Origin of the sequence: Rhodococcus sp. 06-221-2 (assembly GCF_002258365.1) — a bacterium.
Taxonomy (GTDB): domain Bacteria; phylum Actinomycetota; class Actinomycetes; order Mycobacteriales; family Mycobacteriaceae; genus Rhodococcoides; species Rhodococcoides fascians.
The window spans coordinates 61526-77864 of the sequence record NZ_NOYJ01000008.1 but is presented as its reverse complement, the minus strand read 5'-3'; the positions used below and the strand labels follow the sequence as shown (position 1 = coordinate 77864).

General features: G+C 64.3%; 16 protein-coding genes. 8 read left to right on the top strand and 8 right to left on the bottom strand.

The genetic code is table 11. From position 1 onward, the window contains the following. Positions 1-136: 136 nt before the first annotated feature. Positions 137-1762: a chaperonin GroEL gene (gene groL / locus CH281_RS04730; protein WP_008713461.1), complete on the bottom strand. Its 1626-nt coding sequence runs from the start codon at positions 1760-1762 to the stop codon at positions 137-139. A gap of 406 nt (positions 1763-2168) precedes the next feature. Here groL and CH281_RS04725 point away from each other — a divergent pair, with 406 nt between their 5' ends. Continuing rightward, positions 2169-3650: an amino acid permease gene (locus CH281_RS04725; RefSeq protein WP_027498447.1), complete on the top strand. Its 1482-nt coding sequence runs from the start codon at positions 2169-2171 to the stop codon at positions 3648-3650. A gap of 65 nt (positions 3651-3715) precedes the next feature. Here the strand turns inward: CH281_RS04725 and CH281_RS04720 are convergent, their stop codons facing one another. Next, positions 3716-4633, bottom strand: coding sequence for a serine/threonine-protein kinase (locus CH281_RS04720; protein ID WP_032390649.1), 918 nt, complete (start codon positions 4631-4633; stop codon positions 3716-3718). A 289-nt stretch (positions 4634-4922) separates the two neighbouring features. Between CH281_RS04720 and CH281_RS04715 the strand changes: the two genes are divergently transcribed. Further along, positions 4923-6788 (top strand): BCCT family transporter, encoded by a 1866-nt coding sequence (locus CH281_RS04715; protein ID WP_032365147.1) that lies wholly within the window; start codon positions 4923-4925, stop codon positions 6786-6788. Between the two features lie 50 nt (positions 6789-6838). Here the strand turns inward: CH281_RS04715 and CH281_RS04710 are convergent, their stop codons facing one another. Next, positions 6839-7168 (bottom strand): winged helix-turn-helix transcriptional regulator, encoded by a 330-nt coding sequence (locus CH281_RS04710; RefSeq protein ID WP_032365146.1) that lies wholly within the window; start codon positions 7166-7168, stop codon positions 6839-6841. A 79-nt stretch (positions 7169-7247) separates the two neighbouring features. Here CH281_RS04710 and CH281_RS04705 point away from each other — a divergent pair, with 79 nt between their 5' ends. Continuing rightward, a complete protein-coding gene (locus CH281_RS04705) occupies positions 7248-7595 on the top strand; it encodes a DoxX family protein (protein ID WP_032365408.1) in 348 nt (115 codons plus the stop codon). On the opposite strand, the gene CH281_RS04700 is transcribed toward CH281_RS04705, so the two are convergent. The 5 genes from CH281_RS04700 to CH281_RS04680 form a co-directional block, all read right to left on the bottom strand. Then, positions 7575-8177: a DJ-1/PfpI family protein gene (locus CH281_RS04700; protein WP_027498452.1), complete on the bottom strand. Its 603-nt coding sequence runs from the start codon at positions 8175-8177 to the stop codon at positions 7575-7577. The two genes, CH281_RS04705 and CH281_RS04700, sit on opposite strands and share 21 nt — an antisense overlap. A gap of 8 nt (positions 8178-8185) precedes the next feature. Continuing rightward, on the bottom strand, positions 8186-8863 hold the full coding sequence (locus CH281_RS04695) for a GOLPH3/VPS74 family protein (protein ID WP_094693166.1): 678 nt from the start codon (positions 8861-8863) through the stop codon (positions 8186-8188). Positions 8864-8943: 80 nt separating this feature from the next. Further along, on the bottom strand, positions 8944-9288 hold the full coding sequence (locus CH281_RS04690) for a UBP-type zinc finger domain-containing protein (RefSeq protein ID WP_032382254.1): 345 nt from the start codon (positions 9286-9288) through the stop codon (positions 8944-8946). Beyond that, entirely contained in the window at positions 9285-10718 is a 1434-nt protein-coding gene (locus CH281_RS04685) for an ATP-binding protein (protein ID WP_057472694.1), read from the bottom strand. The genes CH281_RS04690 and CH281_RS04685 overlap by 4 nt, the downstream gene beginning before the upstream one ends. After that, the gene (locus tag CH281_RS04680) at positions 10715-12370 is read right to left on the bottom strand and encodes an FAD-dependent oxidoreductase (protein WP_032386146.1); all 1656 of its coding nucleotides are present in this window, start codon (positions 12368-12370) and stop codon (positions 10715-10717) included. The genes CH281_RS04685 and CH281_RS04680 overlap by 4 nt, the downstream gene beginning before the upstream one ends. 433 nt (positions 12371-12803) lie before the next feature. Between CH281_RS04680 and CH281_RS04675 the strand changes: the two genes are divergently transcribed. The 5 genes from CH281_RS04675 (at position 12804) to CH281_RS04655 (ending at position 16330) form a co-directional block, all read left to right on the top strand. Next, complete coding sequence (locus CH281_RS04675; RefSeq protein WP_373453875.1) at positions 12804-13631, top strand: DUF1206 domain-containing protein; 828 nt, start codon at positions 12804-12806, stop codon at positions 13629-13631. Positions 13632-13789: 158 nt separating this feature from the next. After that, the gene (locus tag CH281_RS04670) at positions 13790-14254 is read left to right on the top strand and encodes an SRPBCC family protein (RefSeq protein WP_027498458.1); all 465 of its coding nucleotides are present in this window, start codon (positions 13790-13792) and stop codon (positions 14252-14254) included. 88 nt (positions 14255-14342) lie between these two features. Continuing rightward, positions 14343-14612, top strand: coding sequence for a GlsB/YeaQ/YmgE family stress response membrane protein (locus CH281_RS04665; RefSeq protein WP_027498459.1), 270 nt, complete (start codon positions 14343-14345; stop codon positions 14610-14612). A 139-nt stretch (positions 14613-14751) separates the two neighbouring features. Next, a complete protein-coding gene (locus CH281_RS04660) occupies positions 14752-15468 on the top strand; it encodes a phosphatidylserine decarboxylase (RefSeq protein ID WP_027498460.1) in 717 nt (238 codons plus the stop codon). 7 nt (positions 15469-15475) lie between these two features. Further along, entirely contained in the window at positions 15476-16330 is an 855-nt protein-coding gene (locus tag CH281_RS04655; protein ID WP_027498461.1) for a CDP-alcohol phosphatidyltransferase family protein, read from the top strand. Positions 16331-16339: the final 9 nt, after the last annotated feature.

The following is a 16339-nucleotide window of genomic DNA, read 5'->3' as shown; positions in this document are numbered from 1 at the left end:
GTCCAACGCCTCGAAAAACCGCACCTTCAACCCAGCACATGCCACGATCCCCGCAACTCCCTCAAATCGAGGGTGTTGCGGGGATCGTTAGAACCCGCCCGAAAGGGAGTCGGGCTTTTTCAGCGAGGGGCTGGACTCAGAAGTCCATGCCGCCCATGCCACCGGTCGGATCGCCAGCGGGCGCTCCGGCCTTTTCGGGCTTGTCGGCGACGACGGCCTCGGTGGTGAGGAACAGAGCCGCGATGGACGCTGCGTTCTGCAGTGCCGAGCGGGTGACCTTGACCGGGTCGTTGATGCCTGCAGCGAGCAGGTCCTCGTACTCGTTGGTCGCGGCGTTGAGGCCGTGACCTGCGGGCAGGTTGGAGACCTTGTCCGCAACGACGCCGGGCTCGAGGCCGGCGTTGAATGCGATCTGCTTGAGCGGGGCGGACAGTGCGACGCGAACGATGTTCACGCCGGTTGCCTCGTCACCGTCGAGCTTGAGGTTGTCGAGTGCGGGCGCTGCCTGGAGCAGTGCCACGCCGCCACCGGCGACGATGCCTTCTTCGACGGCTGCCTTGGCGTTACGCACGGCATCTTCGATGCGGTGCTTGCGCTCCTTGAGCTCGACCTCGGTTGCCGCTCCGGCCTTGATGACTGCAACGCCACCGGCCAGCTTGGCCAGGCGCTCCTGCAGCTTCTCGCGGTCGTAGTCGGAATCGGAGTTCTCGATCTCGGCGCGGATCTGGTTGACGCGACCGGCGATGGCGTCGGAATCTCCCGAGCCCTCGACGATGGTGGTCTCGTCCTTGGTGATGACGACCTTGCGTGCCTGACCGAGCAGCTCGAGTCCGGCGGTCTCCAGGGAGAGGCCGACCTCTTCGCTGATGACCTCGCCGCCCGTGAGGATGGCGATGTCGGCGAGCTGCGCCTTGCGACGGTCACCGAATCCGGGAGCCTTGACGGCGACGGACTTGAAGGTGCCACGGATCTTGTTCACCACGAGGGTGGAGAGAGCTTCGCCCTCGACGTCCTCGGCGATGATGACGAGCGGCTTGCCGGACTGGATGACCTTCTCCAGCAGCGGCAGCAGGTCCTTGACGGTGCTGATCTTGGAGCTGACGAGCAGGATGTACGCGTCTTCGAGGACGGCTTCCTGACGCTCTGCATCGGTGGCGAAGTACGCCGAGATGTAGCCCTTGTCGAAGCGCATGCCCTCGGTGAGCTCGAGCTGCAGGCCGAAGGTGTTGGACTCCTCGACCGTGATGACGCCTTCCTTGCCGACCTTGTCCATTGCCTCGGCGATGAGCTCGCCGATGGACGGGTCGCCTGCGGAGATGCCAGCGGTAGCAGCGATCTGCTCCTTGGTGTCGATCTCCTTGGCGGACGCGAGCAGCGACTCGGTGACGGCTGCAACAGCCTTCTCGATGCCGCGCTTGAGGCCGAGCGGGTTCGCGCCGGCTGCGACGTTGCGCAGGCCTTCACGGACGAGTGCCTGAGCGAGAACGGTAGCGGTGGTGGTGCCGTCGCCTGCGACGTCGTCGGTCTTCTTGGCGACCTCCTTGACGAGCTCGGCACCGATCTTCTCGTAGGGATCTTCGAGCTCGATCTCCTTGGCGATGGAAACACCATCGTTGGTGATCGTGGGAGCTCCCCACTTCTTCTCGAGTACGACGTTGCGACCCTTGGGGCCCAACGTCACCTTTACTGCGTCGGCGAGGGCATTGAGGCCTCGCTCGAGGCCACGGCGTGCCTCTTCGTCGAACGCGATGATCTTGGCCATTGCGAAGTGATCCTCCGGATTGGGGGTGACACATTGCTGGCCGAGCTCGGTGCCCGCGACGGACGACCAGGGGTGTCGTTGATTCCCCGGCCTCACCGTGTCCCGACCTGGCACTCACGTGTCGAGAGTGCCAACTGCATTTCTAGCACTCGCCCATGGTGAGTGCAAGGTCGTCCGCCGCCGGCGAACCGCCGCACCCCCCATGCTCGACGCCACCGCGGGACGCAGGTGCCGAGCAGATGCTCGGCCGAGCCGGTATCCGTCACACACTGTTCACACCTGTACGCATTGTTAACATCCGAATACTGTGCATCGGACCCGTGACGCTAATACCGTTGAGCGACAACGGTTTCGACACCCGAAAAATTCGGACAAACCCCCGCAAAAGCGACAGTGAGGATCGAATATGTCCGATACGGTCGACACGTCGTACGACAACTCGGCGATGGACCACGAGGAAGAGGGCTACCACAAGGGCCTCAAACCTAGACAGTTGCAGATGATCGCGATCGGTGGCGCAATCGGCACCGGCCTGTTCCTCGGCGCAGGCGGACGCCTCGCCAGTGCCGGGCCTGGCCTGTTCCTCGCCTACGCCCTCTGTGGAATTTTCGTCTTCTTCATTCTCCGCGCCCTCGGCGAATTGGTGTTGCACCGCCCGTCGTCGGGCAGCTTCGTCTCGTACGCTCGCGAGTTCTTCGGCGAGAAGGCCGCATTCGTCGCCGGGTGGATGTACTTCCTCAACTGGGCGATGACGGCCATCGTCGACGTCACGGCCATCGCGACCTACATGCATTACTGGGGAAGTTTCGAGGTGATTCCGCAGTGGGCCATCGCGCTGGTCGCACTGGTTCTGGTGATGAGCCTGAACCTGGTGTCGGTCAAGTGGTTCGGTGAAATGGAGTTCTGGGCGGCCATGATCAAGGTCATCGCGCTGGTGACCTTCTTGATCGTCGGCATCGTCTTCTTGGCCGGCCGCATCCCCGTCGGTTCCGAGATGCCCGGAATCAGCTTGATCACCGACAACGGCGGCCTGTTCCCGTCCGGCGCGTGGCCCCTGGTCATCGTCATCTCGGGTGTCGTGTTCGCTTATGCCGCAGTGGAACTGGTGGGGACCGCGGCCGGCGAGACCGAGAACCCGGAGAAGATCATGCCGCGGGCGATCAACTCGGTCATCGCCCGTATCGCACTGTTCTACGTCGGCTCGCTGGTACTGCTCGCACTACTGTTGCCGTACACCGCATATCAGGCCGGTACCTCGCCGTTCGTGACGTTCTTCTCGAGCATCGGCCTCGGCGGCGCGGGCACCATCATGAACATCGTGGTGCTCACCGCGGCGCTGTCCAGCCTCAACGCCGGTCTCTACTCGACCGGCCGAATTCTGCGGTCGATGGCGATGAACGGCAGCGCACCGGAATTCACCAAGAAGATGACCAAGGGCGGAGTACCGTTCGGCGGCATTCTGCTGACCTGCTTCATCACACTGTTCGGTGTCGCCCTCAACGCCATCGCCCCGGGCGAAGCGTTCGAGATCGTGCTGAACATGTCCGCACTGGGCATCATCGCCAGCTGGGCAACCATCGTGCTGTGCCAGATCCAGCTGTACCGCTGGTCCAAGAAGGGCATCCTGAAGCGGCCCAAGTTCCGTCTGTTCGGTGCGCCGTACACGAGCTACGCGACGCTGGTCTTCCTGTTCGGCGTGCTGGTCCTGATGGCCTTCGATGCCCCGATCGGCTCGTGGACCATCGCGACCCTCGTCGTCATCATCCCCGCACTGATCGGCGGCTGGTTCCTGGTGCGCACCAAGGTGCTCTCGGTGGCCGAAGAACGAATGGGCTACACCGGCCAGTACCCGGTGGTGGCCAACCGTCCGACCGAACCGGAGGAGTGACCCTTCCCAACCCCCTCTCGAGCCAGGGCCCCGCATCGACCCGATGCGGGGCCCTGCTCATGGAGTCACGAAAACCTGAGCCATCGCGAGCGGGTGAACGGTGAGCGTCGCGCCGGCGGCTCCGGCACTCCGGCAGAAACAGCAGCAGCCACGGCATCGGCAAGCTCCACGCAGGTCTGGAATCGATCTGCCGGGTCCTTGGCCAACGCGCGTGCGACCACCGCGTCGAGACCCCGCGGCAGTGATCGGCGGCGCCGCGTCACCGCAGGAGGTTCGGCCGACAGATGTGCGGCGGTGATCGCGAGCGGCGTGGCCAACGGGTACGGCGTTCGCCCGGTCAGCAATTCGACCAGCGTCGCCCCCAATGCGTAGACGTCGGTCTGCGCGCTCAGCACTCCCCCGCGAAGCAGTTCCGGTGCCGCGTAGTGGATGGACGCCAGCACCGTTCCGCCGACGACCAGCGGCGTCGAGTCGTCGACCAGACGCGCAATTCCCCAGTCGGACAACAACACCTGCTCGTACCCGTCCACCCGCTCGGTGGAGATGAGGATGTTCGACGGCTTGACGTCGCGGTGCAGGACGCCGTTCGAGTGGGCATAGTCGAGGCCCTTGGCCACCTCGGCGACGATGCGCGCCACACGGGAGACGTCGAGAGCGATCTGACCGCGAGCGACCAACCGCGCCGCGCTGTACCCGTCGACGTAGTGCATCGACATCCACAACTGGCCCTCGAACTCACCGTGTTCGTGCACCGACACGATGTTCGGATGCACCAGCAGCTCGGCCACCGTGGCCTCGGTCCGAAATTTGGTGCGCAGTCGCGGCGAGCGCGAGGCGTCGCGGTCGAGGATCTTCAGAGCTTCGAGCCGATCGTGTCCGCGGCCGAGTACGAGGTACACCTCACTCATGCCGCCGACCCCGAGGCGACGCTGCACCCGGAAGCCGGCGAACTCCGCACCCGGCTGCAGCTGGCCGGGATTCACGGAATCTCCTGTGCAGCAGTGCTACTCGCGGCACATCGACTCCACAAGGGGACGACCGGGCGAGACCGCAACATCGACAGAACTGTAGTCCGTTCGGGTGCTCGCGGCGACTCGGCAGACTTTCGACGCGGGCCTGTCTCCCCAGCTCACCGGCTCGGTCACGTTTCGCCGCCCGCGCCGACGTCGTTTATGGTGATTACCGGTACTTGACCAAAACAAGGGAAAAAGAACGGCATACCGATAGTGGTCAGCCGATCACCTCGACTCGAGTTGTAAGGAAGTCAAGTAAGTGAAAGCAGTAAAGGAAGCGTGGGGCGGCCTGCTCAAGCCGGTTTTCGTCCCCGCATCTATCGTCATTTTTGTGATGATCACCTTCTCGGTGATCTATGCCGGCACTGCCGCCGACGCGTTCGACAAGCTCAACAACGCCATCACCAGTGGCGTCGGCTGGTGGTACATCCTGGCCACCACCGGTTTTGTGGTGTTCGCGCTGTACTGCGGCCTCAGTAGGGTCGGCAACATTCGCCTGGGCCGCGACGACGAGAAGCCGGAGTTCGGCGTCCTGTCCTGGTTCGCGATGCTCTTCAGCGCCGGCATGGGTATCGGCCTGGTGTTCTACGGCGTCGCCGAACCTCTCTCGCACTACGTCACGCCACCCGAAGCCGGGGGCATTCCCGGCAGCACCGACCCGGCCGCCCGTCAGGCGATGGAGCTGACCCTGTTCCACTGGGGTCTGCACGCCTGGGCGATCTACGTCGTGGTCGGACTCGGGCTGGCCTACATGACGTACCGCAAAGGACGCCCACTGTCCGTGCGCTGGTTGCTCGAGCCGCTGCTGGGACGCAAGCGCATCGAGGGCGGCATCGGCCATGCGATCGACTCCGTCGCCATCATCGGCACGTTGTTCGGTGTGGCCACCTCGCTCGGATTCGGTGTGCAGCAGATTTCGGCCGGTCTCGAGTACCTGGGTTGGGTCGACACCAACAACTGGGTGACGGTCCTCATCATCGCCGGCGTCACCGGCCTCGCCACGTTCTCTGTCGTATCCGGCGTCTCACGAGGGCTCAAATGGCTCTCGAACATCAACATGGGAATGGCCGCGGCGCTGGCCGTCTTCGTTCTGATCGCTGGACCGAGCCTGTTCCTCATGCAGTCCTGGGTGCAGAACCTCGGCGGCTACGTCCAGGCGTTGCCCGAGTTGATGCTGCGCACGTCGCCCTTCTCCGACGATGGCTGGGCCGGTGCCTGGACCATCTTCTACTGGGGCTGGTGGATGAGCTGGGCACCGTTCGTCGGCATGTTCATCGCCCGCATCTCACGCGGCCGTACCATCCGCGAATTCGTGTTCGGAGTGCTGCTGGCACCGACCATCATCGGTTCGCTGTGGTTCACGATCTTCGGTGATGCCGGCATTCTGCGTCAGCGGGACAACGGTGACCTGCTGGTCGACGGTGCCGTCGACACCAACACGAGTCTGTTTCAGCTGCTCGACACGTTGCCGTTGGCTACGATCAGTAGCGTGCTGGCGATCTTCGTCATCGTGTTCTTCTTCGTGACCTCCTCCGATTCCGGCTCGTTGGTCATCGACATCCTCTCCACCGGCGGTGACCTCGAGCCCCCGAAGATCACCCGCGTGTACTGGTCGATTCTCGAAGGCGTGGCAGCAACGGTGCTGCTCCTGATCGGCGGGACAGGATCGTTGACGGCCCTGCAGACGATGTCGATAGCCACGGCAGTACCGTTCTCGATCATCCTTGTGCTCGCATGCATATCGATGCTCAAGGCCTTCCGCTACGACGTCGCCACCACCCCGCGGTACTTGCGCGTCACCGCGACACCCGATGTGGGGCAGGACGAGCCTCAGGCAGCACCGGTGTCACCGGCGGTACGCAAGCGAGTGAGTGCCGGAATTTCGTCGACATTCTCCGGCCTGGCACCGTCTCGAGAAGGGGTGACGCCGCCGCGCACGGACGGCAGCGTCGTGCTGGCGGTGCACGAGGTGCCCACCGAACAACTCGAGATTCACCCCGAGACGGGTGCGGTCGAGTACTCCGGTGACAACGCACCGGTCGATCCCCTGGGCGGCGAAGTGTTCGACACCCAGGAGTTCGCAGATTCGGCCGAAGGCCAGAACGTCAGCAAGAACGCGGACTGAGCACCTTCTCAACCACCGATCTCTGGCCCTCGCGACATTGTTCGCGGGGGTCAGAGGTTTTTCGAAGCCCAGTCGGTCAGTGCTTGCAGGGACGGCAGCAGCGCCGCACCGGACGGCGTCAGGCTGTACTGCACCGAGAGCGGCGGTCCGTTGTCCACTGTTCGCTGGACCAGGCCGGCCTTGCCGAGCTCACCGAGCCGCTCGGACAGGACCGAATCGCTGATACCACCGACGGCCCGGCGTAGGTCCGCGAATCCCATCGACCCGTTCATCAGGGTGGCCAGCAGAATTCCGTTCCATCGCTTGCCGAGGAAGCCGAACGCTTTGGTCAGGGCTCCGTCGCAGGCACGAGGTTCGTGAGTGGGTTCGTTCGCGGCCATGACCCCACCGTACCGAAGTGCTACTGTCTGCCTTGCCACTTCTGATTCACTAGTGGCCTCAGAAATGAAAGCAGGGCTAATGTTCATCGCAACAGTCGTCGTGTCGGTGCTGCTGGCCGTGGCACTCACGTTCTCCGCCGTCGGAAAGCTGACGCGCAACCCCTCCGTCGTCCCGATGCTCGAACAGGTGGGCGTGCCCGCAGACAAGATTCCGTGGTTGGCCTACGCGGAGATCCTCGGTGCCATCGGCCTGCTCGTCGGCCTGTTCGCATGGCCGATCGGGGTCGCGGCAGCCATCGGCGTCATCGCGTACTTCGTCGGAGCAGTCGTCGCGCACCTGCGCATCAAGGACAAGGAATTCGGTCCGGCGGCAGGCCTGGCCGTGTTCGCCGTCGTTGCCCTGGTCCTACGGGTGCTCAGCGCCTGACCAGTCGTAGTCCATCTGGCCCGCGGTGGCGAGAGCCTGATCGGCGCTCGTCCACCGCGCGACCAGATGCAGCGCAAGGTCCAGGCCTGCACTGATACCGGCCGACGTCGCCAGATCACCGTGGTCGATGTATCGAACTCCCTCATGCACGGCCAGCGCGGGCCAGCGGGTGCGCAACAGGTCGAGGTCCTCCCAGTGCGTGGTGACCGGACGCGAATCGAGCAGGCCCGCCGCGGCGAGAACGAAAGCACCGGTGCACACCGATGCGACAACTTCTGCGGTGGGTCGAAGTCGCTGCAGCCACTGAAGCACTCGGCCGTCCGCTTCGACCGCGTCGACGACACCGCCGGGAACCAGGACGAGGTCGTAGGTCCGTGGATCGTCGATCGTGGTGTCGACGCCGATCCTCATCCCACCTCGCGCGCGTACCGCTGCGTCGTCGAGCCCGACGAGCGTCACGTCGAAAGGCACCGCGCTACCGGCACGTTGGGCCACCCGATTGGCCACCGAGAACACCTCGAACGGCCCGCAGGCATCGAGCACCTCGACGTCGTCGAACAACAGAATCGCAATACTTCTCATTTTCGCCCTCAGCTGCTCGTGGTCGAAACGATAACGGGCACCATGATCGCTGCCGTCACCGCGGCATTGACGTCCGAGACCGCTTTGCGGACAGCTGCACCCGCCCACTCACCCTCGGCGATCTGCTTGGCCCTCGTCTTCAGCACCTTCTTGTCGGCATCGACGATGACCTTGTGCGTCAGATCGACTGCCGAGATCAGTGAGATCAGAGCAGCCGAATGCGGCGTCGGCGTTGTGCCGTCGACGAGAGCGCTCCGCAGTGCATCCCGCAGCACCTTCTCCCGCGAGGTGTCGCGAGCCGGCCACGTCGTCGTCGGGAACAGCCCCCAGACCTTGTCCTGCTTCTCGGTGACGAAGCCCTGCGCGACCAGACGCGCAGCCAGTTCCTTCGCCAGATTCTTCTGCGACTTCTCGATCACCTTCTGCGGCTTCATCGGCCGCGACGCCGTTGCCACCAGATCGAACACCCGGCGCAGCAACGGGTCTGCGGGCGGATCTCCCGCGACGACGACGTGGTCCTTCTTGGTCTGCTCACCGGGACCGGTGATGCGGAGCGACCCGCCCAGGGCGAGCTCGACGACCAGCGCACCCGCGAGAACACGGGGCAACTTGGCGGAATCGGCCGATGGCTTGCCCGATTCTTCGTCGAGCAACAACAGCAGCAGGTCCTCCGCAATCAAGGTCATGCTGCGAGATTACCCACAGTGCGCGCTGGATTTGCGGTGTTCATCCGGGCGAAATCGACTGTTCAGTCGGCCCAGCCCACTCAGTTGATCAGACTCTGCCAATTCGAGGGCACCCGTTCACGGGGGCCCGGAACCGTCTGATCGAGCGGATGATGTTGCGGCGGAGCAAGTTCGGGCCCGTCGTACATCTGCTCGTCCTCGTAGTTGTAGAACCAGTCCTCACCGGGCTCGTAGCTGCGCACGAACTGGTGCCGAGTGGATTCGGCGTGCTTGCTGGCGTGCTGCGACGGAGACGAATCACAGCACCCGATGTGCCCGCACTGCGCACATCGCCGCAGATGCACCCACCACCCCTGCGTCTGCGTGCACTCCACGCAGCCCGGGCCGGACGGCGGGACTGTCGGATCGATACCGTCGATTGTCATAATGCCTCCTCGATTGCTGGATGAACGGGCAGTCGCACGATGAATCGGGTGTCCCCCGGCTGGGACACCACTCGCAGATCGCCCTGATGTTTCTTCACCACGATCCGCCACGAGATGTCCAGACCGAGCCCCGTGCCCTCACCGACGGCCTTGGTGGTGAAGAACGGCTCGAATATTCGCGACCGAATATCCTCCGGCACACCGGGTCCGGTATCGCACACCTCGATCTGCACCTGATCGTCGTCGAGAAGTGTGCGGACGGTGAGCGTGCCGCGGCCCTCCATGGCCTGCACCGCATTGTCGATCAGATTGGTCCATACCTGATTGAGCTCGGCGGCATACGCGGGAATGGGAGGTACCGACGGGTCGTATTCCTTCACCACGCGGATATCGTCACCGATCTTGCGCCCCAACATGATCAGCGTGCTGTCGAGCAGTTCCCGTACGTCGACGGTCTGGTAGGGCGCTCGATCCATCTGCGAGTACTGCTTGGCCGCGCCGACCAGAGTGGAGATCCGAGTGGTCGAATCCGAGATCTCGTTCATCAACAACTCGGTTTCCACCGTGTAGTTGAGCCACCTGATCGCCCCTTCGAGCATGGCCGGATCCCCCACCGTCGCCGACACCCGATCCAGCCACGGCACGTCGAGACCCGCCGAGACGAAAGTGGGGGCCAGATCCCATCCCCCGTCGATTCCGTTGTCGTCGAACCACTCTCCGAGCTCGTCCTCCCGGTCCGACGCCTCCATGGCCGTCAACTTGGGCGCCTTGGCCACCAACTCCACGGCCTCGTTCTGCAGTCCGACCAGATGCGACAAGCTCGAGCGATCGAGAGTCCCGCCGGCAATCATTGCCAATTTCTGCCGCATGTGCGCCACCCGATTTCGCAACGCGGACGTCGCCCGCACCGCGGCCGCGGCCGGATTGTTCAGCTCGTGCGTCAACCCGGCCGACAGAGAACCCAACGCCAACAAGCGTTCTCGCTGCTCGACGACCTGCTTGGTGTTCTGGTTTCCGAAGAACAATCCCTCGAGCAGATGGAGGGCCATCGGGAACCACTCGCGCACGATCGAGGCGAAGCAGTCGGCATCGAGGACGAAGAACCGGGACTGCGCGGTCACCCGCATCGAACCCTGGTAGGTCTGCGGTACTCGATCGCCCAGATACGCCTGCCACGCACCGGCATACACCCCGCGCTGCGAGGTGCGATTGACCACCAGGTCTTCCCCGCCCGAGAGCTTCGAGAGCACCACCGAGCCCTCGATCAACACGTAGAAGCACGTCGCTGGGTCGCCCTCCGCGTACACCGGCCCCGGCTCGATCGTTTCGATACGGCCGTCTCGACACAGCTCGGCGAGCTGTGCGTCGGTGAGCTGCTCGAACAAGAACAGCGTCCGCAACTCCTCCGGATCGCACAGGGGCGCGTTCACGGATTTGCCAGGTATCTGTGCACCAACATCACGGCCATCGCTCCTTCTCCCACTGCCGAGGCAACCCGCTTGGCCGAGTCCGACCGGACGTCACCGGCCGCGAACACTCCCGGCACGCTCGTCTCGAGGTGGTGCGGCAACCGCGCGGGTGTCCACCCGGCAGGACCGCGGCCGTCGACCACCAGATCGGGGCCCGTCACCACGAATCCGTGATCGTCACGCACGAGCACGCCGTCGAGCCAATCGGTCCGCGGTGCCGCGCCGATGAACAGGAACAGGTACTGCGCGTCCACCGTCGTCGTCTCGTCGGTTGCCCTGTTGTGCAGCGTGATCTGCTCGAGGTGCCCGTCACCGGAGACGCCGACGACCTCGGTGCACGGCCGAACGCTGATCTTCGGGTTCTCCTCGATCTGCTTGATGAGGTAGTACGACATCGATGCCTCGAGGGACGCCGCACGGATCAGGATCGTCACCGACCTCGCGCCCCGCGAGAGATAGACCGCCGCCTGGCCTGCGGAGTTCGCGCCGCCGACGATGAAGACGTCCTGCTCGGCGCAGCGAGCTGCCTCGGTCATCGCCGATCCGTAGAACACTCCGCGACCGGTGAAGTCGTCGATTCCGGGGGCCTCCAACCGGCGGTAGGCGACGCCGGTGGACAGGATGATCGTCTGGGCGCTGATGCTGCGGCCGTCGGCGAACCGCACGGTCCGCGCAGCGCCGTTGGTCTCCAAGGCCACGACGTCCTGCGTGGTGACCACCTCGGCACCGAACTTCAGCGCCTGCCGCCGAGCCCGCTCCGCGAGTTGTGCACCCGAGACGCCGTCGGGAAAACCGAGGTAGTTCTCGATGCGTGAACTCTGCCCGGCCTGCCCGCCCGTCGCGGTGCGCTCGATCAACGTGGTGCGCAGGCCCTCGGACGCGCCGTAGAGCGCAGCGCCGAGTCCGGCCGGGCCGCCGCCGATGACGACGAGGTCGTAGAACTCTTCCGACGGCGAGACCGTCAGCCCAAGGCGGTTGCCGAGCTCGGCATCGGACGGCTCGATCAGCGCGTCACCTTCGGTGGTGATGACCACCGGCAGCCGGTCGTCTGCCACTCCGGCCGCGGCCAACAGCCGCGCACCCTCGGATTCGTCGGACATGTACCAGCGGTACGGCAGTTGATTGCGGGCGAGGAACTCCCTGATCTCCGAGGACCGCGCAGACCAGCGGTGACCGACGATCTTGGTGTCCTCCACGGCCCGGTGGTCGTACGCACACCAGGCTTCGAGCTGAGCGTCGAGGACGGGGTAGAGCTTTTCCTCGGGTGGATCCCACGGCTTGAGCAGGTAGTAGTCGAGATCGATGACGTTGATGGCGTCGATCGCAGCGTCGGTGTCGGCATAGGCGGTGAGCAGGATTCGCCGCGCCGTCGGGAACAGATCCATGGCCTGTTCGAGAAATTCCATGCCGCTCATGTTCGGCATGCGGTAGTCGGCCAACAGAATCGCGACCGGAGTGCCGCGCAACGTCAATTCCTTCAGTGCATCGAGCGCCCCGGCACCGGATTCCGCGCGCACGATGCGGTACTGCTCGCCATACCGGCGGCGCAGGTCGCGGGCGACCGAACGCGATACTCCGGGATCGTCGTCGACGCTGAGAATGACCGGTTTCATGACCCTCCAGGACTGGTGCTCGTCAACCTCATGAGCATGCCACCACCGGACCCCCTATGGGAGGTGAGTGACGGCGTCGAGCCTGGGAACAGCAGGGTCAGATTCGGCCGCGCCTGATCAGATCGATCTCCTGCGGGGTGAGCAGCCGCTCGAGCTTCTCGGCAGGCCAGGTACGCGGACTGCCGCTCATCCTGGCGGTCTTCAACAGGGGCAGATCACTGCTTGTACGACGCATTATCGACTGTAATTTCACGGTGGATCACTCCGAACAATTTCTTCGTTGGTCCCGACACTCCGCTTGCTACATCGATCAGTGTCCGCCCGGCGTTAACGCCGGGCTGGGATCTCGTACGGCGTTTCGCGCCGAAAGACCGTTTCTCCCCGCTCTACGTGGGGTAAACATCGGCCCACATCAACTGATCGGGGAACGTTCGTGAACACGTCGGGAAAATCCACGTCGGGACATTCGGGAACAGGAAAATCACTGGCCATTTCGGTTCAGGACAACGGTGCATTCGAGAAGGCGGCCCGGGCCGGCCACTTCGTCAGCGGAGTGCTGCACATCCTGATCGGGTACATCGCCATCCGATTGGCGTTCGGTCAGGGCGGTAACGCCGACCAGTCCGGAGCACTCGCAGAACTGGCCGAGAAGCCCGGCGGCAAGATCGCACTGTGGGTTGCCGTCGTCGCGTTCGTGGCACTGGCCCTGTGGCGCATCGTCGAGGCCATCGTCGGCAAGAAGTCCGATTCCGACGAGGGCAGCGCGATGGATCGACTCAAGGCGGCGGCGCTGGCCGTCGTCTACATCGCCTTCGCCTTCTCTACCTACGGTTTCGCGACCGGATCCGGTAAGTCCAGTGGGCAACAGAACGCCGGCTACTCGGCGCGATTGATGGAATCCGGTGGCGGCAAGCTCGTACTGATCGTCATCGCCCTGGTCGTCATCGGCGTCGGCGGGTACCACGTCTACAAGGGCGTCTCGAAGAATTTCCTCGACGACCTCGAAGGCAGCCAGAGCGGAGCGGTCGTGAAACTCGGTATCGCCGGATACGCAGCCAAGGGCACGGCGCTCGTGGGCGCGGGAATCCTCGTCGTCGTCGCGGTACTGCAGTCGGACCCGTCGAAGGCCACCGGAATCGATGGTGCCGTCAAGACCCTGGGAGCCCAGCCCTACGGGCAGGTTCTGTTGATCCTCGCCGGCGTGGGAATCGCGTTGTACGGCCTGTATGCATTCGTACTGGCTCGCCGCGCTCGCATGTGAGCGGGAGTGGAGCTCGCTTCGCTCGCATGTGAGTGGAAGTTCGTAGTGGGCTACGAGGTTTCACTCACATGGTGGCCGAGTGTGGTCACGGCCACATAGGATGCACACGATTGGTGTGACGATCAGTTGCAGCTATTCCTACAACCCGGAGGCCCACGTTGAGCAAGACCCTCGAAGCCACGATCGACATCGATGCCAGTCCGCAGGCCGTGTGGTCGGTCGTCTCGGACCTACAGCGCATGGGCGAGTGGAGTCCGCAGTGCAAGAAGATGAAGGTCTTCGGCGGACCCGTCGGCAAGGGCACCCGAACGCTCAACATCAACCGCAAGGGCCTGCTCGTGTGGCCGACCAGCGCCAAGGTCGTCACCTTCGAGCCGAACAAGGCACTGGCGTTCCGCATCGTCGAGAACAAGACGATCTGGTCGTACACGCTCACTCCGACCGCAACCGGAACCACCGTCGTCGAGAAGCGGGAAGCCCCCAGCGGCACCTCGGCCGTGTCGTCGTTGCTGGTCAAGCGGATCCTCGGCGGGATCGACGAGTTCGATGTCGAGCTGGTCGAAGGCATGAACAGCACGCTCCGACGCATCAAGACCGAAAGCGAAAAGTCGAGCCGAAAATAACTTTTCTCAGGAAGGTTTCAGGTTTGTTACCCCTGGGCATCCATGGTTTCGACAAGCAATCGATACACACGGAAAGTGGGGGCAACACATGTTGGGTCTCGGAATCATCGGCTGGATCATCATCGGCGGTCTCGCCGGCTGGATCGGCAGCAAGATCATGAAGACCGATGCTCAGATGGGCATCATCCTGAACATCGTCGTCGGCATCATCGGCGGCCTCATCGGTGGATACCTGCTCAAGGTCTTCGGCGTCGACGTCGAAGGTGGCGGCCTGATCTTCAGCTTCATCACCTGCATCCTCGGTGCATGCATCCTGCTGTTCCTGGTCAAGCTCGTGACCGGTCGCAGCCGCGTCTGATTTCACTCGCACTTCCCGACTGCCGGGGCCGCTCACGTACTCTGTGAGGGCCCCGGCAGTCGTTTTGTTCGCCGTCCGATCAGTCCCCGGCGTCCAATCCCTGCCCGCATCCGAGCTCGCCCGACAGTAAGAGGAGACCGTGGCACGCCGTCCCGCCCCGATTGATCAACCACCCCGCACGGGAGTGGCTCACATCGTCGACCTGGTTCGCGAAACGGTTCCACCGCTACACCCCGCCGGACTGCCCTTCGTCGGTGGTCCCCTGGCCGTCGCAGTGCTCGGCCGTCGGTCGAAGTGGGTCCGCAATGCCGGGCTCGTCGCCGCAGGAGCCTGCGCCACCTTCTTCCGCCACCCGTCGCGGGTGCCGCCGAACCGTCCCGGCGTCGTCGTCGCTCCCGCCGACGGCCTGGTCACCCTCGTCGACACTGCCGTCCCGCCCGCCGAGCTCGATCTCGGTGCACAGCCCGTGCCACGAGTGAGCATCTTCCTGTCCGTTCTGGACGTGCACGTGCAGCGCGTTCCCGTCGGCGGACGCGTGGTCGAGGTCGTACATCGCCGCGGTCAGTTCAAGTCCGCAGACCTGGCCGAGGCCAGTGAGGTCAACGAGCGCAACAGCATGCACATCGAGACCGATTCCGGTCACCACGTCGGCGTGGTGCAGATCGCCGGTCTCATCGCTCGACGCATCGTCAACAACGCGAAGGTCGGAGACGTGCTCTCCATCGGCGACACGTACGGCCTGATCCGATTCGGCTCCCGCGTCGACACCTACTTCCCGGCCGGGACGACGCTCCTCGTCGAACGCGGCCAACGAGCGGTCGGTGCCGAGACGGTACTCGCCGAGCTCCCCCAGTAGAAACGACATGATCACCAGACGCGCCAAGCCGCCTGCTGCTATCCGTCTGCTTCCGTCGGTCGTCACCATTCTCGCGTTGTGCTCCGGGCTGTCGGCGGTCAAGTTCGCTCTCGACGGTCAACTCGGAACCGCACTCGCGATGATCGGTGCCGCGGCGATCCTCGATGCACTGGACGGCCGCATCGCTCGACTGCTCGACGCCACCAGCAAGATCGGTGCCGAGCTGGATTCTCTGTCCGATGCAATCTCGTTCGGCGTCGCGCCCGCCCTGGTGCTCTACGTGACTCTGCTCGAGGGCAGTAGTGGCGGTTGGATCGTCGCACTGGTGTACGCCGTGAGCATCGTGCTCCGACTCGCCCGGTTCAACACCCTGCTCGACGAGGACGACACCCCGGCGTACGCCCGCGAGTTCTTCACCGGGGTGCCCGCACCCGCAGGTGCACTCATCGCGCTCGCCCCGATCGCTGCATTCGAGGAATTCGGCGACGGCTGGTGGGCCTCGTTCTACGTCGTCGCCGGCTGGTCGATCCTCACCGCTGGTCTGATCGTCAGCACCATCCCCACTCTCGCGCTCAAGACGGTCTCGGTGCCACCGCGCTTGGCCGCCGGTTTGCTGGTGTTGGTCGCGCTGCTCGCTGCCGCGCTCATCACGTTCCCGCTGGTCCTGCTGATGGGATTGGTGTTCGCCTACCTCGTGCACATTCCGTTCGCGGTGCGCTCGCAGCGCTGGACGGCTGCACGCCCGTACACGTGGGATGCGAAGCCGGCCGAGCGTCGCGCGGAACGCCGCGCCATTCGACGGTCGCCCGGCAACGCGCGCCGGTCGCAGGCGCGTCTGGGACTTCGCCGACCGCGCAGCTGACGACCCCAT